Origin of the sequence: Carnobacterium sp. ISL-102, from assembly GCF_018612935.1 — a bacterium.
GTDB classification, from domain to species: domain Bacteria; phylum Bacillota; class Bacilli; order Lactobacillales; family Carnobacteriaceae; genus Carnobacterium_B; species Carnobacterium_B alterfunditum.
This window is the reverse complement of the sequence record NZ_JAGGRF010000001.1, coordinates 100,769-123,485: the sequence shown is the minus strand read 5'-3', so window position 1 is coordinate 123,485 and position 22,717 is coordinate 100,769. Positions and strand designations below refer to the sequence as shown.

Here is a 22,717-nt window from a genome sequence, read left to right as displayed (position 1 = left end):
TATTAATAAGGGAGCAATCAACATGAAAATTACGGTCGTAGGAACAGGTTACGTAGGGTTGTCTAACGCAATTCTATTGGCTCAACATAACGAAGTAACAGCACTAGAAATTGTCGAAGAAAAAGTTTGTTTAATCAATCAAAAAAAATCTCCAATTGCTGATAAAGAAATTGAAGAATATTTAACCTCAAAAGAATTAAACTTAACCGCTACAATGGATAAAACATCGGCTTATAAACAAGCAGATTTTGTCATTATTTCAACCCCGACAAACTATGACGACAAGAAAAACTATTTTGATACATCCTCAGTAGAAGGTGTTATCGAAGATGTCTTGAAATACAATCCAACTGCGACGATGATTATAAAATCAACGGTACCAGTGGGGTATACAAAAGAGATAAAAGAAAAATATAAAACTGGAAATATTATTTTTGCTCCAGAATTTTTACGTGAAGGTAAAGCATTATATGATAATCTGTATCCTTCACGAATTATTGTTGGAGAAGAATCAGAAAAAGCACAAGTTTTTTCAGAACTATTAGTTGAAGGTGCTATCAAAAAGGATATAGCGGTTCTCTTTATGAACTCTACTGAAGCTGAAGCGGTCAAATTATTTTCAAATACGTATTTAGCTTTGCGTGTAGCTTATTTTAATGAGTTAGATACTTATGCTGAAGTAAGAGGATTGGATGCTAAAGCCATTATTGATGGTGTAAGTCTAGATCCTAGAATTGGGTCACATTATAATAACCCTTCTTTTGGTTACGGCGGATATTGCTTGCCTAAAGATACAAAGCAATTGTTAGCTAACTATGACGAAGTGCCTAATAATATTATTGGAGCCATCGTAGAGGCTAATCATACACGCAAAGATTTTGTGGCAAACCAAGTAATTGAAATGCACCCTAAAGTAGTAGGGATTTATCGTTTGACGATGAAGAAAGATTCAGATAACTTCAGAGCTTCTTCAATACAAGGTATCATGAAGCGGATTAAAGCTAAAGGAATTGAGGTCGTTGTGTACGAACCTGTCTTAACAGACAATACATTTTACAATTCAAAAGTAATTCAAGACGTTGAAGAATTTAAGCAGATATCAGACGTCATCGTATCAAATCGGTTAGATAAAGAATTACACGATGTTAAAGACAAAGTATATACGAGAGATCTATTTAATAAAGATTAACCAATAAACTTATGTCTATAAAAATTTTAGAACTATTATATACAGTATATTTTAGGAGGAAAAGAAGTATGAATATTTTAGTAACAGGTGGAGCAGGTTTTATCGGAAGTAATTTTGTTCATTATATGCTGGGAAACTATCCGGAATATAAAATTATTAACTTAGATTTATTAACATACGCTGGAAATATCCATAATTTAGATGACGTAATGAGTAACCCAAACCATTTCTTTGTCCAAGGAAATATTACAAATAAAGAATTAGTGCGACATTTAGTAAAACAACATGAAATTACTCATTTTGTGAACTTTGCCGCTGAATCACATGTCGACCGTAGTATTTTAAACCCTGAAATTTTTGTAGAAACGAATATTCAAGGAACATTAGCTTTATTGAATGTGGCTAAAGAAATGAATATTGAAAAATACCTACAAGTTTCAACGGATGAAGTTTACGGTTCTTTAGGAGCCGAAGGTTACTTCACAGAAGAAACACCTTTAGCACCTAACAGCCCTTACTCAGCTAGTAAAACTGGAGCGGATTTATTGGTTCGTGCCTACTATGAAACCTATGGCATGAACGTCAATATTACGCGTTGTTCGAACAACTATGGTCCTTATCATTTTCCAGAAAAATTGATTCCGTTGATGATAACAAACGGCATGGACAGTAAAGAACTTCCAATCTATGGAGACGGATTAAACATCCGTGACTGGTTGCATGTACAAGATCATTGTCAAGCTATCGATTTAGTATTGCACAAAGGACGCAAAGGCGAAGTATATAACGTTGGTGGACATAATGAGCGCACCAACAATGAAATCGTTGATTTGATTGTTAATAAACTTGGTTTATCTCACGAATTGATTACGTACGTTGATGACCGCTTAGGACATGATAAAAGATACGCTATCGATCCAACTAAACTAGAAAATGAGTTAGGTTGGAAACCTAAATATACGTTTGATACTGGAATCCTAGAAACAATCGACTGGTACCAAAAAAATGAATCCTGGTGGCGTCCACTAAAAGAACGTGCTGGATTAAATTAACAGTATAAAAGTAAAAGATTTGTTTGTAGTCAAAACAAATCTTTTTTTTTATGAAATCCTGACATGGAGAGAAGCTCTTAATTCATGTGAAACATCACAAATTGTTAATTTTGTGATGTTTTTTTACGATAAAATAGTTATCAATTAGGATAAAATCGAGTGAAATTAACAACAATACAAAAGAATTAATTGAAGTAGATACAAGGGTAGTAGAGACCAAGGAGTCAGAAGCAACAAAATAATTGAGCCGATTGAAGCAGCAAATAAGTATGGTGTTTATGGCCTTATAGTATTGTAAGTTTCGGCAGTTAATTTATGTAGGTCTCTTGAGATAAAAAAAAGAGGCCACTTGCCAACATTCTCATAAATACCGTACCATCTTAGTTGGATAGACTAATCAACGGGAGGTACTTATAGGAGATGTTAACAGTGACCGAAATTAATTATATCAGAGAACAAGTAAACCTAAAAGATGAAACTTACGCAATTGTAGGACGAAAGTTGGGCATTGACGCTAGAACAATCAAAAAGTATGCAGATATGGAAGATTTCAATCTATATAAACCACATAAACAAACCCGCACAGCTCGAGTAATGGATTCAGTGAAGCCAGTGATTGATAAATGGCTAATAGAAGACTTCAAAAAGAAGAAAAAGTACCGCAGAACAGCTAAACGAATCCACCAGCTCCTCCTGGAGCAATATGAGTTTACAGGATCAGATCGAACCATTCGTGATTATGTATCTAAAAGGAAAAAAGAATTACTGAATACAGGACAATCTTCTGCCATTCCTTTAACTGCCAAACCTGGTATGGCACAAATTGATTTTGGAGAAGCTCCTTTTTATTATAAAAATACCTACACAACTCTTTCCTATTTAGTTCTTTCTTTTCCTTATAGTAACACCTTTTGGTTTCAGGTTTTGGAAGCTCAGAATAAAGAAGCTTTTTTAGAAGGAATGAAGCGTATTTTCCACCATATGGGTGGTGTACCAAAAGCCATTCGCTTTGATAACCTTTCGCCAGCTGTAAAGAAAATTAGACCTCATGGTAAACGAGATTTAACGGAGGAATTCGAACGTTTCACTGCGCACTATGGATTTCAGCTAGAGTTCTGTAATCCTGCAAGAGGGAACGAAAAAGGACACGTCGAAGCTATGGTAAAGTATGTACGGAATAATTTTCTTCTTCCAGAAGTGCATACTCATGATTTAAGAAGTTTGAACCAAGACTGTTGGGTATTAGCTGAAAATGACCGGAAACGGATCCATTATCAGAAACAAATGCCCATTTCCGAATTGTATTCGGCAGATAAAGAAGCCTTTCTCTTATTACCAGAAAAAGAGTTTGACTGCGTTCGTTATGAAGAAGTAAAAGCAGATAAATATGGTTATGTTCATTTTGATACAAATCTATACTCTAGTTCACCACGATTCGCTCTTGAAAAAGTTCTATTAAAAATTTCTTACGAACACATGACTCTTTTTAGCTTGGACTATAAAGAAATTGTTCAACATAATCGGCTATATGGTTACAAAGAGAAATCGATGGATTGGCAACCGTATCTTTCACTTGTCTCAAAACGGCCTACGGCTCTTAAATACACAAGCTTTTATGATCAACTCCCAGATGCGTGGCAGTCCTATTTTTCTCAATGTACGGTGAAAGAAAAGAAAGAAAGCTTACAACTGCTTTCTACTATTTTAAAGGATAATCATATGGAAATTGCCAGTCAAGCTCTTCTGCAAGCTTCTGAAAATGGTCATCCAAGTGCAGAATCCATTAAACAAATTTTTTATCAATTGGTAAATGGGCGCGGCGTTCGAGTGATTGCCCAATTACCTCAACACACACCGTCCATGCCTACTATAACTAGAGGACTTGGTCAATACGATAAACTCTTTAAACCGATGGAGGATGAGAACCATGCATGATGACATTCTAAACTATGCGAAGCGATTGAAGTTGAGTTGGATTCCGCAGCACTATCAGGAGGTAGAGGCACAGTCACAACAAGAGTTTCTCCTAAAGTTAGTTGAAGCAGAAGTCACTCAACGGAAAGAAAAGAAACTGAATCAATTATTAAAACAATCTACCTTACCTACGGTGAACGGAGAATCGTTTATATGGAATGATATCCAGCTTCCATCTGGAATGACGAAGGATTTTCTTCTTCAAGGAGACTTCTTAGAACATAAAACGAACTTAATCTTTTATGGAGGTGTTGGAACAGGAAAAACCTTCTTATCTACTTTGATTGGGCTAACAATTATCCGAACACAAGCAAAAAAAGTGAAATTTTATACGGTAGCTTCTTTAGTCAATGCACTTTTAGAAGCAAATAATAATGGCAATTTAGGAAAATTAATGAAACATCTCAGTAAACTAGATTTACTCATTTTGGATGAATTGGGATATATCCCTTTGCATAAACAAGGTGGAGAATTACTTTTTCAAGTTATTTCAATGTGTTATGAAACAAGAAGCATTATTATCACCACGAATCTTCAGTTTGGGCAATGGAATCACGTTTTTGGCGATCAGATTCTAACTGAAGCAGTTGTCGATCGGTTAATTCATCATTCTCATTTACTCATTTTTAATGGTGAAAGCCACAGATACAAGCAATCCATATTAAATAGCAAGTAAAAAAGAAAGAATGTCGGCATACATTTTTAACTGCCGTTTCTTACATTTCCTGCTTGCCAAAAACAAGTATGGGTTATTCATCACAGTCATGACTGCTCAAGCAACTTTAGAAAATGGATAAAAAAAACAAGTTATTTATCGTAAAGAAAAAATAAAATATATTTAGTCTTTAGTCTTTTCTCTATTCTATTTCATTTTTTTATATCCGTTTTTGAAATATTGATCTATTTGAAAATTATTTCATTGAACAATTGCTTTATTTAAAAAAACACGTTATATTTTATATGAAATAACATATAGTTTAATTGGTGTATATTTAAATAATTTTAAAAATAGGAGTGGGGATAAGTGAAAAAAATAGTCGGTATACTATTAATAAGTTCATTATTATTATCAAATACAGGAGGTCTGGTGGTATATGCAAATACTAATACAGATCTAGAAGGAAATAATGAAAGTTCAACAGCTGATGGAAATGTTGAAGAACCAGCGTTAGAAGAACCAATGTTATTAGAAGAACAAAAGGTGCCAGAAGAACCAACATCAGAAGAACAAGTCTCGATTGAGAATGAGCCTTTAGAAAAGTCCAAAATATCTACATATGCTGCAGATGTTACTGCTCCAACAATTGACTTAGCTACATTAAAAGTGAGTAAGACAGAAGTAACTCTAAAAGACGAGGTTAAAATAAGTGTTAAAATAACAGACGATGTCCAGATGAAAAATGTGTTTATTTTTTATGAAATGCCAATAACTAAAAAAAATAAATTGATTTATTTAACCTATAACACACAAACAAAATTATATGAAACTAGTATAGAAATTGATGATACACATGAGTCCGGTACTTGGAAGATAGCGTCTATGCATGCTTTTGATGTATCTGATAATGAAAAAAAAATATATAATAATCAAATGTATTCATGGGGCGAGGATAGCTTAAGTAGTGCTGAGTTTACGGTTAGTGGAAGTAGTTCAGATACAGTTTCACCAACAATTGACTTAGCTACATTAAAAGTCAGTAAGACAGAAGCTACACTAAAAGACGAAGTTAAAATAAGTGTTAAAATAACAGACGATGTTCAGATGAAAAATGTGTTTATTTTTTATGAAATGCCAATAACTAAAAAAAATAAATTGATTTATTTAACCTATAACACACAAACAAAATTATATGAAACTAGTATAGAAATTGATGATACACATGAGTCCGGTACTTGGAAGATAGCGTCTATGCATGCTTTTGATGTATCTGATAATGAAAAAAAAATATATAATAATCAAATGTATTCATGGGGCGAGGATAGCTTAAGTAGTGCTGAGTTTACGGTTTATGAAAAGGATATTCATGAAAAATATAAGAATATCAATAAATTAGATAATGTTACCGTTCTAAAGGAAAATCAAACAATATCCAATACTACAATAGACGGTGATGTCTATATTGGACCAGATGTAGTAGTCACATTTAATAATGTTAACGTTACTGGTTCAATATATGTACTAGGTGCGCTGAATGCTAATAGTATTATTGTTTCAGGGTCACTATCTGCGAGTTATTTTAATTGGGGTGGGAACCCAGCATTGTATAATGGTACGGTTGTTATGTCCGGTTCTAATAGTGTCTCTTCAATGAATGCTTCTAACCCGCCAGTTACAGAAATGCCAATAAGGATAGATAGCAATCTATTGCAATCTATCAACGGCAACCTTTCTTTTAGTGGAGCTACAGTAGACGTAGCCGATATGTATGTTAATAACCAATTGATTGATACATCTTATGATGGAAAATTTATTGTTGATAAGCTTTTTATTAATGATACAAATGAAATTAACATTCTTTGGAATACTGTTTTTGGAAATACGATCACTAAAAACTATTCGATTGATAAAGTCATTTTATCAGATACTGGAGAAGTTCATCATCAACCTAGGTTGGAAGCACAGAATTTGACTTTCAACCTAGGCGATAAAATTGACCTATTAGCAGGGGTTTCTGCTAATGATCAAGAAGACGGTGATTTAACTGATAAAATAGTTATAGAAAGCAATACCATTGATAAGATGAAGCGTGGAACTTATCAAGTTGTATATAGTGTAACCGATAGTTTGGGTGCAAAAGAAACTAAGTCTATTTCGGTCACTTTAAAAAATCCTCAAATATTAAGTGTAGGATTAAATAAAGCAGCTTTAACTTTAAATGTTGAAGAGACTTTTGGACTGACAGCAAATATAGTAGAGCAAGATGATCCAAATTATGGAATCAAATGGGAATCTAGTAATGAGAAAGTTGCTAAAATAGACGCTAATGGACTTGTTCAAGCAATAGCTCCAGGGAATACCACCATTACTGTAACTGCTGGAGATAAGTCAGCATCTTCAAAAATAGAAATAGTCTCACCTTTAAAATCTATCAGTTTAGACAGCAGCACAGCCAAGATAGAAAAAGGAAACAGTAAAAACCTTACAATTAATTATGCTCCAGTTAATACAACAGATGTTAAGTCAGTAATATGGACAAGTTCAAATCCGAAAGTAGCGACTGTGGATGGAAATGGTAAGGTAACAGCATTATCAGCTGGTACTGCGACAATAACTGCAAAGGTTGGAGTAAAAATAGCAACTAGTTTAATTACTGTGAACGTTCCTTTAGCAGGAATAAAAGTAAATAAAGAAAACTTCACTTTAGAGATAGAGAAAAATGAAATACTATCTGTTAATTACCGGCCTCTAGATACAACAGAAAATAAAACGGTAACATGGACAAGTTCAAATCCAAAAGTAGCGACTGTTGATAAAACTGGAAAAGTTACAGCTGTTAATCCTGGGAGCACAACAGTTTCTGCCAAAGTAAGTTCGAAAATAGCCACTAGCAAAGTATCTGCAATAGCTCCATTGCTAAGTATTAGTTTAGATAAAATTACTTTAGGTTTAACAAAAGAAGAAAACTATACTTTAAAAATTGGATATAGCCCAGCAAATACGACAGATGATAAGTCTGCAATATGGACAAGTTCAAATCCAAAAGTAGCGACTGTGGATGGAATCGGAAAAGTGACAGCATTATCAGCTGGGACTGCAACTATAACTGCAAAGGTTGGAGCAAAAATAACAACTAGCTTAATTACTGTGAATGTTCCTTTAGCAGGAATAGCAGTAAATAAAGATAGCACTAACTTAGAAATAAGGAAAAATGAAATACTATCTGTTAATTACCTACCTCTAGATACAACAGAAAATAAAATGGTAACATGGACAAGTTCAAATCCAAAAGTAGCGACTGTAGATAAAACCGGAAAAGTTACAGCAGTTAATTTGGGAAGCACAACAATTTCTGCCAAGGTAGGTTCTAAAATAGCTACTAGCAAAGTAGCTGTGATAGCTCCATTAAAAGGTATTAGTTTAGATAAGACCAATTTAAACTTAATAAAAGAAGAAAACTATGTTTTAAAAATTGGGTATAGCCCAATAATTACGACAGATGATAAGTCAGTAGTATGGACAAGTTCAAATCCAAAAGTAGCGACTGTTGATAAAACCGGAAAAGTTACAGCATTAGCAGTTGGGACTGCAACTATAACTGCAAAAGTAGGATCAAATAATGCTACATCCATAATAAAAGTTTCAGAAAAAATACCATCTGTTTCTTACTCAACTCATGTCCAATCTTACGGCTGGATGTCAGAGGTAAAAGATGGAAAGCTAGCTGGTACGGAAGGTAAACGGAAACGGATGGAAGCTATCAAAGTTTCTGTTAAAAACAATTCGGATTTAGGCATTACGTACTCTACGCATGTTGAAAAGAATGGTTGGATGAATTGGGTATCTGATGGAGCATTAAGTGGGACATCTAACGAATCAAAACGAATGGAAGCTATCAAAATCAAGTTGACTGGTGCAGATGCAGAGAAATACGATGTGTATTACCGAGTACATGCTGAGAAAAACGGCTGGTTAGGCTGGACTAAGAATGGTGTAGAAGCGGGAACAGAAGGTTTTGGTCGTCGATTAGAAGCAATTGAAATTGTGATCGTTGAAAAAGGAGCTGCTGCACCTGGATCAACAACAGATGCTTTTGTTAAGAAAGAAATAATTCCATCCGTTTCTTACACAACGCATGTTCAATCTATTGGATGGCAATCATGGGTTAAAGATGGAACATTGGCTGGAACATCCGGCAAAGCCAAACGCCTAGAGGGAATCAAAATTAAATTAGAAAATCTGCCATATGCTGGAGGAGTGCAATATAAAACGCATGTCCAAAGCTATGGGTGGCAAGGATGGTCAACAAACAGTGCCTTAAGTGGTACTTCAGGAAAAGCCAAACGATTGGAAGCCATCCAAATCCAATTGACTGGCGAAATGGCTGAGAAATACGATATTTATTATCGTGTGCATGAACAAAGCTACGGTTGGTTAGGTTGGGCTAAGAACGGCGAATCTTCCGGTTCAGAAGGCAAGTCCAAACGATTGGAAGCTATTGAAATAAGATTAATCAAAAAGGGGAATAAAGCCCCTGGTAGTACCGCAACAAAATTTATAAATAAATAATCATAGAATAGAGAAAGGGTTTAGTTTGAATAAAACTTTTTCTCTATTTTACTTCTTAACAAATCTGTTTTTTTAAGAATTAAGTTTTATTAATTTTAATATATGGTAAAATAAAAATTGTTACTGTTATGATAGAATAATCTGTTAAAGATTATTAGATACAAAATAATTTTATAAAAATGATGAAAAGGGTGGAGAAATGTCACAATCAAGATCTGAAATACGAAATCCAAGAAAACGACCAAAGAAGAACAAAAAAGGTTTGAAATTTTTTTTGATTATTGTATTGGCACTATTTATTGCTTTAGGTTTATTTATTTGGAAAATCTATAGCGATGTAGCTGGAACAACTGAAAAGATTTATAAAGATGTTGAAACAGAAGAAGTTCGTGAAAGTTCAGTTGATATTAATAAAAAAGATCCGTTTTCCATTCTATTGTTGGGTGTAGATACAGGAGATCTAGGCAGAACGGAACAAGGGCGTTCGGATACAATGATGGTTCTGACTGTGAACCCAAATACAGATATTACAACAATCGTCAGTATACCCCGTGATACACGCACGGAGATCGTAGGTCATGGAACGACCGATAAAATCAACCATGCCTATGCTTTCGGCGGGACGTCTATGTCCGTAAATACCGTTCAAAGTATGTTGGATATTCCAATCGATCATTATGTTGAAGTCAACATGCAAGGGTTGCAAGATGTTGTAAATGCTGTCGGTGGAGTTCAAGTAACCAGCCCGTTAACCTTTTCTTCTGAGGGTTACAACTTTACAGAAGGAGTCACGGCTTCTTTAGACGGAAAAGCTGCATTAGCTTATTCTAGAATGCGTTACGACGATCCAAACGGAGACAACGGTCGTCAAGAAAGACAACGACAAGTGATCCAAGCAACTGTCGAAAAAGTAGCCTCATTATCGACGATTTCAAATTACCAAGATATCTTAGGTTCACTAGAAAATAATATGCAAACGAGTCTTGAATTTGATGATATGGTAAAACTATTCAATAATTATCGTTCAGCTGCTGGAAATATCCAACAAGAACAACTTGCAGCAACAGGCACAACGATTCATGGGATTTACTATGGTATCGTATCCGATGAAGAAATGAACCGAGTATCTGGCTTGTTGAAAGAGCAATTGGAATTAAATTAAGAAAAAAACACTATGTTTTTTCATAGTGTTTTTTTGTGGTAATAGTGGAGTAGCAGACTGATTGTTTTTGGTTCATTAATCTGCTATTATTAAAGTATTAGGTTACATTTTTTCGTTTTTTAAATATAAAAATTAAAAGGAGCCAATCCATTTTGAAAATTACATTAGTCGGAACCGGTTATGTTGGACTATCCAATGCCGTTCTTTTAGCACAACACAATGAAGTAACAGCGTTAGAAATTATCGAAGAAAAAGTAGCTTTGATCAATAATAAGAAATCACCAATCGTTGATAAAGAAATCGAAGAATACCTAGCAACAAAAGAACTGAATTTAACAGCTACAACAGATAAAATAGATGCTTATAAAGATGCTCGGTATGTTATCATCGCTACACCGACAAACTATGATGAAAAGAAAAACTACTTTGATACGTCAACAGTCGAAGGTGTTATTGAGGATGTTCTTAACTACAATCCACAAGCGACTATGATCATAAAATCGACTGTACCAGTTGGGTACACAAGAGAAATGAGAGAAAAATACGGCGTAGACAATATTGTTTTCTCACCAGAATTTTTGCGTGAAGGCAAAGCACTTTACGATAATCTTTATCCATCACGTATTGTTGTTGGTGCACAAACGGAAGCAGCTAAAACGTATGCAGATCTGTTAGTTGAAGCAGCTGTTAAAGAAGATATTGCCGTCTTATTCATGGACTCAACAGAAGCAGAAGCAGTCAAATTATTTTCCAATACTTATTTAGCATTACGGGTAGCTTATTTTAATGAATTGGATACGTATGCAGAAGTTAGAGGGTTGGATACAAAATCAATTGTTGAAGGTGTTGGGTTAGATCCAAGAATTGGCACCCATTACAATAACCCTTCATTTGGTTATGGCGGTTATTGTTTGCCAAAAGACACTAAACAATTGTTGGCTAACTATGAAGACGTGCCAAACAATATTGTTGGCGCGATCGTGGATGCAAACCGTACACGCAAAGATCATGTAGCAAATATGATCATGAAGCGCAATCCAAAAGTAGTTGGGATCTATCGTTTGACGATGAAAACCGATTCAGATAATTTTAGAGCATCATCTATCCAAGGCATTATGAAACGTATCAAGGCAAAAGGGATCGAAGTAGTTGTTTATGAACCCGTATTAAAAGATGATACATTCTATAATTCAAAAGTAATCCGTGATTTTGACGAATTTAAAAAAGTTTCTGATGTGATCGTTTCAAACCGTTTAGCAAAAGAATTGATGGATGTACAAGAAAAAGTCTATACGAGAGATCTATTCCATACAGATTAATCATTCATTGAATGAAAGCAATCTATTAGGAGGTAAAAGATATGTCAAAAGTAAGAAAAGCTGTGATTCCTGCAGCAGGATTAGGGACGCGTTTTTTACCGGCTACGAAAGCTACGGCAAAAGAAATGCTGCCAATCGTGGATAAACCAACGATTCAATTCATCATTGAAGAAGCTATCGAATCGGGTATCGAAGAAATCTTGATCGTTACTGGAAGAAGCAAACGCTCAATCGAAGATCATTTTGATTCTAATTTTGAATTAGAACAAAATCTTAAAATGAAAGAAAAATACGAATTGTTAAAATTAGTAGAAAGTACGACAAAAATCAAATTGCATTTTGTGCGTCAGTCTTATCCAAGAGGCTTGGGAGATGCCGTTCTGCATGGGAAAAGCTTTATCGGAAATGAGCCGTTTATTGTTTTGCTCGGTGATGACTTGATGGTCGATGAAGTTCCATTGACCAAACAATTAATGGATCACTACGATGAAACTCAATCGTCTGTCTTAGCTACTATGCGCGTGCCACATAAAGATACGTCTAAGTATGGTATCGTCGATTTAGATGGAGAAGTCTCTAAGGATCTATACAAAGTGAATCACTTTGTCGAAAAACCAACGCCTGAAGAAGCACCTAGTGACTTAGCAATTATTGGCCGTTACTTGTTGACACCAGAGATTTTTGACATCCTTGAAAAACAAGAACCTGGTGCTGGCAATGAAATTCAGTTAACCGATGCCATCGAGACCTTGAATAAAACACAACAAGTTCTAGCACATGAATTCAAAGGAAAACGTTATGATGTTGGAGATAAGTTCGGTTACATGATGACCAATATCGAATATGGTCTTGGACATGAAGAAGTGAAAGATGACTTAAAAAAATACATTATCCAGTTGAGTAAAGAACTGGACGGCAGAAAATAAACATAAAAATAAAGAGCTCAAAGAAAGAGCTCTTTATTTTTTTAGCGAGTATTTATCTGAGATAGCTAATGGTTGACAGGAACAACTCAAACAGTCAACCTGAAAAACAAAAATGTATTAAATAAAAATAATATTATTTTATTCAAATAAAAAAACTGGTATGGTATACTATTTAATGTCGTAAAAATAACAACTGATTTAAAAAAAGATTTAAGCAGGAGGAAGAAATGGAAGAAGAAATTAGCTTATCAGAATTATTTAACACATTAAAAAAACGTTTGTCATTGATCGTCAGTCTAGGTATGACTGCTCTAATACTTGCAGCTGGATTTACCTTTTTCATCGCAACGCCCCAATATAAAGCTACAACTCAAATATTGGTAAATCGTACAACAGAATCTGCAGAAGGACTGCAACTTACAGATATTAACACAAATGTGCAAATGATCAATACATATAAAGACATCATTAAAGGGCCAGTTATTTTAAATGAAGTCCAAGAAAACTTGGAAACAAATTTAACAACAACTGAACTATCAAATAAAATTGAAATTACAACGCAAGAAAATTCGCAAGTTTTTTCATTGACTGTAACAGACGATAGCCCTTACGAAGCGGCGGAGATTGCAAACGCTGTTGCCGTAACTTTCCAAAATGAAATCGGAAATATCATGAACGTTGAAAATGTGACGATTATTTCTGAAGCTGTTCCCGTGACTGATCAAATTTCACCAAATAATCCATTGAATCTAGTAATTGGTTTACTAGTTGGTTTAATGGTAGGTGTTGGAATCGCTTTCTTACTAGAATTCATGGATAAAACGGTCAGAGATGAACGATTCATTACGGAAACATTAGGATGGTCAGTATTAGGAAGTGTTTCTGAAATGTCACATGATGAATTAAAAGCAGAAGTGAAAGTTAAGCAACCTGAATTGAATACAAGAAGAACAAAAAGCAGAGTATAAAAGAGGTGAGAGAAATGTTCAATAAAAAACAAAAACAATTAGACACTAACGAACGTCCAAGTTTAGTTACGCTAACAAGACCAAGTTCAGTAATCGCTGAACAATTTAGAACGATTCGTACTAACATTCAATTTTCAATGGTAGATAAAAATCTTAAAACGCTTGTCATCACGTCAGCTGGACCTGGTGCAGGAAAGTCAACAATATCAGCGAATCTTGCCGTTACTTTTGCTATGCAAGGTAAAAAAGTTTTGATTGTTGATGCAGATATGCGTAAGCCGACAGTTCATAAGACATTTCGCTTGCCAAATCGCGATGGGTTGACAACACTGTTGACTGAAAGAGATGTTGAGATCAAAGATATTGCTCATCGCTTGGATACAGAAGGTTTGTTTATTATTACAAGTGGCGTTATTCCGCCAAATCCATCCGAACTACTAGCATCTAAACGGATGGATCAATTAATAACTGAATTTGAAGATTTGTTCGATTTGATTATTTTTGATATGCCACCGGTTATCGCGGTTACAGATGCCCAAGTGATGGCAAGCAAAGCAGATGGTACGATCTTTGTTGTAAATAAAGATGGTGCGGATAAAGAAATGGTGACGAAATCAAAAGAACTACTTGAAAAAGTAAAAGCAAATGTCATCGGTGTTGTATTTAACCGAGTGGAATTGAAAGGCGACAACTATTATTACTATTACGGAGCAGGTGAGTAAATTTGATGATCGATTTACATTGCCATATTTTACCTGGTATTGATGATGGAGCAAAAGATATAGAAGATTCGTTAGCAATGGCCAGAATGGCAGTCGCTGAAGGGATCACTCATATTTTAGCCACCCCACATTATAAAAACGGACGTTGGACAAATGAAAAAGATGTGATCAATCAATAGGTCGAAATCTTGCAACAAGAATTAGATAGTCGAGCTATCCCGTTAACGATTTTCCCAGGACAAGAAGTCCGTATTGTAGGAGAATTGATAGAAGATATTTCTGAAAATAAAATACAGTTCATTGATGAAAGCAGCCAATTCATATTAATTGAATTTCCTACCGCCACGATTCCGGCTTTCACGGAATCGTTATTTTTTGAATTGCAAAAAGCTGGAATAACACCGATTATTGTCCACCCAGAGCGCAATCATGCTATTTTAACTGCCCCAAATGAATTGTTATCACTGATTGAAAAAGGGGCATTAGCTCAATTAACGGCAGGAAGCTATGTGGGCTCGTTTGGTAAAAAAATCCAAAAATTCAGCAAACAATTGATTGAAGCAGATTTAGTTCACTTTATTGCTTCAGATGCGCATAATACATCTTCACGAAGTTTTTACATGAAAGAAGCGTATCAACAATTAGAAAAAGAATTCGGTCTGAAAAAAATAGAAAAGTTTCGGCAAGTAACAAAAGATATTATCAATGGAGAATTAATTGTTCCTAATGCACCAAAAAAAATTAAGCAACCCAAATTTCTAGGATTGTTTTAAAGGAGAAATAGAGAAAGATTATGACTAGAAGAACTAAAAAGAATATTCTAATTGGGTTCGATAGTTTATCAATAGTAGCTTCAGGATTGATTGCTTATTTCTTTTTAAATCCTTACATCGCAGTTTCAATGCAATCATTTACGACTACTTTAGGTGTAACTATCATCCTCTATCTCATCTTAGCAACTCAATTCAAGCTATTCTCTAAAATTAACCGCTATACAAGTATCCGTGAATCGTTGGCTATAGTCGTTTGTGTCAGTTTTGCATTTGTGGCTTCCGCAGTTATTTCGGTAGTCTTGTTGAAGACAGTAAGTTTAAGATTTATTATATTAACGTATATCTTCTCACTAGCAAGTATAGCTGGAAGTAGAATCGTCTGGCGCATCTATAATGAACACCACTATAAAAAATTGCATGGTCATTCAGTTGAACAACAAATCAGAACCCTAATCGTTGGTGCTGGAGCTGGTGGAAGTATGTTGATCCGTAGTTTAAAACGCAATCCAAGTGATGTAAAAGTTATTGGAATCGTTGATGATGATCCATCTAAATTGAAGATGTTGATGCATGAAATACCGGTCATCGGAAATATAGATGATATACCTGAAATGGCTAAAAAACATAGAGTTCAGCAAATCACTATTGCAATCCCTTCTTTGGAGCCAAAAGAGTATGAACGTATTTTAGATATTTGTAATCAAGCAGAAATCACGGTCAATCTAATGCCATCAATCGAGGATGTCATGCAAGGTAAGTTATCAGTTAGTCAATTTAGAGAAATCGATGTAGTGGATCTTCTTGGACGAGAAGAAGTTAAATTAGATATGCAAGTTATCGCAACTAAGTTAAACGGTAAAACGATCTTAGTGAGTGGTGCTGGGGGCTCAATAGGCTCAGAAATTTGTCGTCAAATTGCACGATTCTCGCCTAAACGTATTATTCTATTGGGACATGGCGAAAACTCAATCTATCAAATCAATAAAGAACTAAATGGTAAATACAGAGGTCAAATCGAAATAATTCCTGTGATAGCAGATATCCAAGATCGTAAAAGACTCTTTGAAGTGATGCAACAATACATACCGGATCGCGTCTATCATGCAGCAGCTCATAAGCATGTGCCAATGATGGAATACAATCCAAGAGAAGCCGTTAAAAATAATATATATGGCACAAAAAACATGGCAGAAGCAGCTAAAGCAGCTGGTGCTGGCAGTTTTGTCATGATCTCAACTGATAAAGCCGTTAATCCGCCTAACGTTATGGGCGCAACCAAGCGTGTTGCTGAAATGATCGTTACTGGTTTAAATGAACCCGGAAAAACGAAATTCGCAGCCGTACGTTTTGGAAATGTTTTAGGTAGTCGTGGAAGTGTGGTCCCATTATTTAAAGAACAAATCAAAAATGGTGGACCAGTTACCGTCACCGACTTTAAAATGACAAGGTATTTCATGACTATACCAGAAGCGAGCCGATTGGTTATTCAAGCTGGTGCTTTAGCCCAAGGTGGAGAAATTTTCATACTCGATATGGGAGAACCAGTTAAAATAGTCGATTTAGCCAAGAAAGTAGTTAAACTTAGCGGCTATACTGAAAATGAAATTCCTATCATTGAAACCGGTATTCGCCCTGGAGAAAAATTGTATGAAGAATTACTAGTGGATAGTGAACAAACCGATCAGCAGGTATACGAAAAAATATTTGTTGGGAAAGTTACCGATATGCCGGTGACTAAGGTTATGGAGTTTGTATATACATTAGATGAATGCAATAGTATAGAATTGAAAGAGCGTTTGCTTGAATTCGCAAACGAGAAACCAAAAGAAAATGTTATTCACCATACCCAAAACAAAGAGAAGGGAGTTTATACTGATGTACCAGAAACTGTTCAAACGAGTTATTGACGTCGTATTAGCATTGCTTGGTCTAATCATTTTGTCTCCTGTATTCTTAATCGTCATTATCGCAATTAAATTAAGTTCAAAAGGTCCAATCCTTTTTAAACAAAAAAGAGTTGGAAAAGATAAAGTACTATTTAATATTTATAAATTTAGAACCATGAAGATCGATACACCAAATGATGCTCCAACACATTTATTGAAGAATCCAGATTCTTATATTACAAAAGTGGGTAAAGTATTAAGAAAGACCAGCTTAGATGAATTGCCTCAGTTGATCAATATCATTAAAGGTGAAATGAGTGTCATTGGTCCAAGACCTGCCTTGTGGAATCAATATGATTTGGTAATTGAAAGAGACAAATATAGGGCTAATGAAATCTACCCCGGATTAACCGGATGGGCTCAAATCAATGGACGAGATGAACTTTCTATCCAAAAGAAAGCAGCCTTAGATGGTGTATATATGAAAGAGATAAGTTTTCTTTTTGACGTCAAATGTTTTGTAGGGACTATCATCAGTGTCATAAAAAATGATGGCATTGTCGAAGGCGGAACGGGTGCAGAAGCTAAGTGAGATAATTAATAATAAATCAAAAAGGGACACACATTATTAAATAAAGGGGAAATTTGTTGTGTTATTAGAAAATTTTCTGATAGTTAGAATAGTGTGAAAAATTAAATAAGACTCTTAAAAATATCAAAAGTTTGATTCAGCTAGTAAAAGCAAGAGAATTAGGCGAACTATATTCTACCGCGTTAATAAACTTAGATAGAAAACAGGCAAAACCTATAGTTTATCTGATGAAATACTATTGAGGATAATTCTAATTATATCTTTGTAGCATCTTAAAATAAAAGTAAGCTTGATATGAGCAATTAGACTTAGGGAGGAGATAAGAAGTGAAGAAGATTTTAATTTTAGCCAATCATTTCATTACAATTTATGCGTTTAGACGTGAATTAGTTGAGAAATTATTATATTTAGGATACAAGGTAACAATAGCTTTACCTTTCAATGATGACAATATTTCTTATTTTTCTGATATGGGATGTGAACTAATTGATACACCTCTTGAAAGAAGAAAAACAAATCCAGTCAGCGATTTAAAATTGTTAGTGCAATATGTGAAAGTTATAAAAAAAGTTCAACCAGATATTATATTAACTTATACCATTAAGCCTAACACTTATGGAGGTATAGCAGCTAGGATTAGTGGCATCAAAGTTTTACATACAGTAACTGGACTCGGATCAGTTTATATCCAAGATATGTGGCAAAAAAAAGTTGCAGTGATTTTAAATAAGTTAGCTTTTAAAAATTCGGATTTTATTTTTTTCTTAAATAAGGACAATTTAGAATACTATGATTTAGTTGGTATAACTAAATCGAAACAACCAAAAATAATAGTTCCTGGTTCTGGAGTGAATCTAGACAGATTTAAATATCAAGAACTACTCCCAAGTAAAACTATTGTGTTCACTTTCATTGGTAGAGTGCTAAAAGATAAGGGAATTGAAGAGTTTTTGTCAGTAGCTAAAATAATAAAAACAAAATATAAGAACGTACAATTTAAGATTGTTGGTTTTGTAGATGAAGAAAAATATGTTCAATTATTGAAAGATTATGAAAAAGAAGGAATTATAAAATATTTAGGAAAGCAAAATGATATTCCAAACATAATGGCTATGGCTTCATGCATTGTATTACCTTCTTATGGTGAAGGTAGAGGTACAGTACTCCAAGAAGGTGCTGCTATAGGACGCCCTCTTATAACATGTGATACTTATGGCTGTAGAGACAATGTAGAAGAAAATAAAAATGGTTATTTATGTAAAGTGGCTGATGTGGATTCACTTAAAGAATGTATAGAAAAGTTTATAAAATTGCCACATGAAGAAAGAATTAAAATGGGTCAGTATAGTAGAAAAAAAGCTGAAAATGAGTTTGATAGGGAGTTAGTTTTAGATACTTATTTGGATACAATAAAAGATATAATAAATGAAGAGGAGCAGTGTTACGATGTTGTATGAAAAAATTAAAAATAAAGAGGAAAAAATTTCACTAGTAGGATTAGGATATGTAGGTATGCCAATTGCGGTAGCTTTTGCAAAAAAAACTAAAGTAATCGGTTTTGATATAAATAAAGAGAAGGTTGATTTGTATAAAAACGGATTCGACCCAACAAAAGAAGTTGGTGACGACGTAATTAAAGAAACAACAGTAGAGTTTACTTCTGACGAAAAAAAACTAAGAGAAGCGAAGTTCCATATTGTAGCGGTACCTACTCCTGTTAGTGACGATCATACCCCAAATTTAAAACCTTTGGAATCTGCAACAAAAACTTTAGGACGTAATTTAACAAGAGGATCAATTGTTGTCTTTGAATCCACGGTGTACCCTGGTGTAACAGATGATATCTGTATTCCTATTCTTGAAAAGGAATCTGGATTGAAGGCAGGAGTAGACTTTAAGGTAGGCTATTCTCCAGAAAGAATTAATCCGGGTGACAAAGTTCACCGTCTGGAAACAATCGTCAAAGTGGTTTCTGGTATGGATGAGGAAACGTTAGATGAAATTGCTAAAGTATATGAGCTGGTAGTAGAAGCTGGGGTATATAAGGCAGAATCTATTAAAGTGGCAGAGGCTGCTAAAGTGATTGAAAACTCTCAACGTGATATCAATATAGCTTTTATGAATGAATTATCAATTATTTTTAACAAACTAAACATTGATACAAAAGCGGTTCTTGAAGCAGCAGGTACCAAATGGAACTTCTTAAACTTCACACCTGGTCTTGTAGGTGGACATTGTATTGGAATTGACCCGTATTACTTAACTTATAAAGCGGAACAAGTAGGTTACCATTCACAAATTATTCTTTCAGGAAGAAAAATAAATGACGACATGGGCAAATACGTAGTAGAGAATCTTATTAAAAATCTTATTAAAGCAGATGTTTCTGTCAAAGGGGCGAAAGTGGCCATTCTTGGGTTTACGTTCAAAGAAAATATGCCAGATACAAGAAATACACGTGTGATTGACATTGTTCGCGAACTTGAAGAATATGATATTATCCCGATGATTGTTGATCCTGAAGCAAATGTAGATGAAGCTGAAAGAGAGTACGGAATTAAATTCGATTCTATTAAAGATGTGAAAGATATGGATGCAGTACTAATTGCTGTAGGACATAACGAATTTATGAAATTAACGCAAGAAGATATTAATAGTTTTTATAAAGACACTGGAAATGAACATAAAGTTTTATTAGACATTAAGGCTTCATTAGATAGAAATGAATATGAAACAGCAGGATATAAATATTGGAGATTGTAAAAGTTAGCATGAAGGGTCGAGACTATTATGGGATATGAGAATGTAGAGTTTGAGAAAGATAGCGTTTTTTTAGTAACAGGAGGAGCCGGATTTATAGGCTCTAACCTTTGTGAAACCTTATTAAAAAAAGGATATGAGGTTCGCTGTTTAGATAACTTGTCTACTGGAAAAAAAGAAAACGTAGATATGTTTATAAATATTCCACAATATACTTTCATCAATGGAGATGTACGTGACTTAGAAACGTGTATTGAAGCTACAAAAAATGTAGACTATGTACTGCACCAAGCCGCATGGGGAAGTGTTCCTAGAAGCATCGAGATGCCTTTGTTTTACGAAGAAGTAAATATTAAAGGTGCCTTAAACATGATGGAAGCGGCTAGACAAAATGGAGTTAAAAAGTTTGTTTATGCTTCTAGCTCTTCTGTTTATGGAGACGAACCAAATCTTCCTAAACAAGAAGGTAGAGAAGGGAACCTTCTCTCTCCTTATGCTTTAACCAAGAGAGTAAATGAAGAATATGCAAAATTATATACTAAAATTTATGGTTTAGATACTTACGGTTTGCGTTATTTTAATGTTTTCGGAAAAAGACAAGATCCAAACGGAGCATATGCAGCGGTCCTTCCAAAATTTATTACACAGTTATTAAATAATGAACAGCCTATAATAAATGGTGACGGAAAACAAAGTCGAGACTTTACTTATATTGAGAACGTTATCGAAGCAAACTTAAAAGCTTGCCAAGCTCCTCATGAAGTAGCTGGAGAAGCCTTTAACGTTGCTTATGGGGGAAGAGAATACTTAATAGATGTATATTATTCACTTTCTAAAGCATTAGAGAAAGACATTGAGCCGAACTTCGGTGCGGAAAGAGCGGGAGATATAAAGCACAGTAATGCTGATATTAGTAAAGCAAGAAATCTACTAGGATATGAACCAAGCTGGAGTTTTGAGCAAGGTATTGAAGCAGCAATTGATTGGTATAAGGAGAATTTATAATATGGTAAAAGGGATATTTATTCATGATCATAAATTTCCAAAACAAGAAAAAAACTATTTCTATTCTTACGGTTTTGATGCAGAATTTTTCAGTCGTTATAAGAATATTTTTGAACAATTAAATGTAATCGGCAGAGAAGTAACATACAACGAAAATTACAATAAGAGAAGCGAAAAAATAGAAGATGATGTAATTTTTTTTACTATAAGAAAATATAAAGATTTATTAAATAAAAAGAAAAGAATTTCAATGGAAAATAAAATAAAAAATTCAGATATTTTAATTATTAGATTACCAAGTTTTCTAGGATTATATTCAATTCATCTAGCAAATAAAACTGATAAGCCATACGTAATTGAATTAGTGGGATGCCCTTGGGACGCACATTGGTATAATGACATTAAAAAAAGATTTTCAGCTCCTTTTGTAACGTTTATAACTAAGAGAGCTATTCGAAATTCGAAATATGTCATATATGTTACTGAAAATTTTTTACAAAAAAGATACCCAACAAGAGGTAGTCAGATAGCATGCTCAAATGTAACAATTAAGGATGTTTGTGAAACATCCTTAGAGTATAGATTAAAAAAAATTGACAAGTTTGTGTTAGCAGACAAAAAAATTATTCTAGGAACTGTAGGAACTGTAAATTCTATTTATAAAGGACAACATTATGTTATCGAATCAATGGCTAAATTAAAGAAACAAGGTTATTCAATAGAATATCATTTAATTGGAGGAGGAGACCAATCTTTCTTGAGAGAAACTGCTAAAATGTACAGCGTTGAAAATGAAGTTATTTTTCACGGGATAATGAGTCATGTTGATATATTTAATTGGTTCAAAAGTATAGATTTATATGTGCAGCCAAGTGATACTGAAGGGTTACCTAGGACAGTAATAGAAGCAATGAGCGTTGCATGTCCTGTTATTGGTTCGAGTGCAGGAGGGATACCTGAATTGATTGAACATACTAATATTTTTAGCAAAGGGAATAGTGAAGAAATCTGCATCTTAATTAAAAACCTCACCGTCAACAAAATGAAAAAAAGTGCTGAAGCTAACTTTGAGACCTCAAAAAAATATAAGAAAGAAATACTTTATAAAAGAAGAAATGACTTTTATAAAGAAGTTATTAAAAATGAAATTGAGGTATGATAA

The 22,717-nt window shown here is 34.2% G+C and carries 16 protein-coding genes and 1 pseudogene; all 17 read left to right on the top strand.

Going from position 1 to position 22,717, the window contains the following annotated elements; translation table 11 throughout:
- Window positions 1–22 precede the first annotated feature (22 nt).
- The 17 genes and pseudogenes from J7E16_RS00515 (at window position 23) to J7E16_RS00435 (ending at window position 22,714) form a co-directional block, all read left to right on the top strand.
- Window positions 23–1,189 carry a nucleotide sugar dehydrogenase gene (locus J7E16_RS00515; protein WP_214887441.1) on the top strand — a complete coding sequence of 389 codons (1,167 nt, stop codon included), beginning with the start codon at window positions 23–25 and terminating at the stop codon, window positions 1,187–1,189.
- A gap of 68 nt (window positions 1,190–1,257) precedes the next feature.
- Window positions 1,258–2,241, top strand: coding sequence for a dTDP-glucose 4,6-dehydratase (gene rfbB, locus J7E16_RS00510; protein ID WP_214887439.1), 984 nt, complete (start codon window positions 1,258–1,260; stop codon window positions 2,239–2,241).
- A gap of 420 nt (window positions 2,242–2,661) precedes the next feature.
- Window positions 2,662–4,176 carry an IS21 family transposase gene (gene istA / locus J7E16_RS00505; protein ID WP_214887437.1) on the top strand — a complete coding sequence of 505 codons (1,515 nt, stop codon included), beginning with the start codon at window positions 2,662–2,664 and terminating at the stop codon, window positions 4,174–4,176.
- The gene (istB, locus tag J7E16_RS00500) at window positions 4,169–4,891 is read left to right on the top strand and encodes an IS21-like element helper ATPase IstB (RefSeq protein WP_214887435.1); all 723 of its coding nucleotides are present in this window, start codon (window positions 4,169–4,171) and stop codon (window positions 4,889–4,891) included. The genes istA and istB overlap by 8 nt, the downstream gene beginning before the upstream one ends.
- A 348-nt stretch (window positions 4,892–5,239) precedes the next feature.
- Window positions 5,240–9,442, top strand: a complete 4,203-nt coding sequence (locus tag J7E16_RS00495) for an Ig-like domain-containing protein (protein WP_214887433.1) — start codon at window positions 5,240–5,242, stop codon at window positions 9,440–9,442.
- A 199-nt stretch (window positions 9,443–9,641) separates the two neighbouring features.
- Window positions 9,642–10,604: an LCP family glycopolymer transferase gene (locus J7E16_RS00490; RefSeq protein WP_214887430.1), complete on the top strand. Its 963-nt coding sequence runs from the start codon at window positions 9,642–9,644 to the stop codon at window positions 10,602–10,604.
- Window positions 10,605–10,756: 152 nt separating this feature from the next.
- Window positions 10,757–11,923 (top strand): nucleotide sugar dehydrogenase, encoded by a 1,167-nt coding sequence (locus J7E16_RS00485; RefSeq protein WP_214887428.1) that lies wholly within the window; start codon window positions 10,757–10,759, stop codon window positions 11,921–11,923.
- Between the two features lie 41 nt (window positions 11,924–11,964).
- Window positions 11,965–12,849, top strand: a complete 885-nt coding sequence (gene galU / locus J7E16_RS00480; protein WP_214887427.1) for a UTP--glucose-1-phosphate uridylyltransferase GalU — start codon at window positions 11,965–11,967, stop codon at window positions 12,847–12,849.
- Between the two features lie 227 nt (window positions 12,850–13,076).
- Window positions 13,077–13,817, top strand: a complete 741-nt coding sequence (locus J7E16_RS00475; RefSeq protein WP_214887425.1) for a YveK family protein — start codon at window positions 13,077–13,079, stop codon at window positions 13,815–13,817.
- A 14-nt stretch (window positions 13,818–13,831) separates the two neighbouring features.
- A complete protein-coding gene (locus J7E16_RS00470; RefSeq protein WP_214887423.1) occupies window positions 13,832–14,539 on the top strand; it encodes a CpsD/CapB family tyrosine-protein kinase in 708 nt (235 codons plus the stop codon).
- Window positions 14,540–14,544: 5 nt separating this feature from the next.
- Window positions 14,545–15,312 (top strand): annotated as a pseudogene (locus tag J7E16_RS00465) (tyrosine-protein phosphatase).
- A gap of 20 nt (window positions 15,313–15,332) precedes the next feature.
- Window positions 15,333–17,219: a polysaccharide biosynthesis protein gene (locus J7E16_RS00460; protein ID WP_214887421.1), complete on the top strand. Its 1,887-nt coding sequence runs from the start codon at window positions 15,333–15,335 to the stop codon at window positions 17,217–17,219.
- Window positions 17,188–17,790, top strand: coding sequence for a sugar transferase (locus J7E16_RS00455; protein WP_214887419.1), 603 nt, complete (start codon window positions 17,188–17,190; stop codon window positions 17,788–17,790). The genes J7E16_RS00460 and J7E16_RS00455 overlap by 32 nt, the downstream gene beginning before the upstream one ends.
- Before the next feature lie 326 nt (window positions 17,791–18,116).
- The gene (locus J7E16_RS00450; RefSeq protein ID WP_214887417.1) at window positions 18,117–19,247 is read left to right on the top strand and encodes a glycosyltransferase family 4 protein; all 1,131 of its coding nucleotides are present in this window, start codon (window positions 18,117–18,119) and stop codon (window positions 19,245–19,247) included.
- The gene (locus tag J7E16_RS00445) at window positions 19,237–20,553 is read left to right on the top strand and encodes a nucleotide sugar dehydrogenase (protein ID WP_214887415.1); all 1,317 of its coding nucleotides are present in this window, start codon (window positions 19,237–19,239) and stop codon (window positions 20,551–20,553) included. The genes J7E16_RS00450 and J7E16_RS00445 overlap by 11 nt, the downstream gene beginning before the upstream one ends.
- A 27-nt stretch (window positions 20,554–20,580) precedes the next feature.
- Window positions 20,581–21,555, top strand: a complete 975-nt coding sequence (locus J7E16_RS00440; protein ID WP_214887413.1) for an SDR family oxidoreductase — start codon at window positions 20,581–20,583, stop codon at window positions 21,553–21,555.
- A gap of 1 nt (window position 21,556) precedes the next feature.
- Window positions 21,557–22,714 (top strand): glycosyltransferase family 4 protein, encoded by a 1,158-nt coding sequence (locus tag J7E16_RS00435; RefSeq protein WP_214887411.1) that lies wholly within the window; start codon window positions 21,557–21,559, stop codon window positions 22,712–22,714.
- Window positions 22,715–22,717 lie beyond the last annotated feature (3 nt).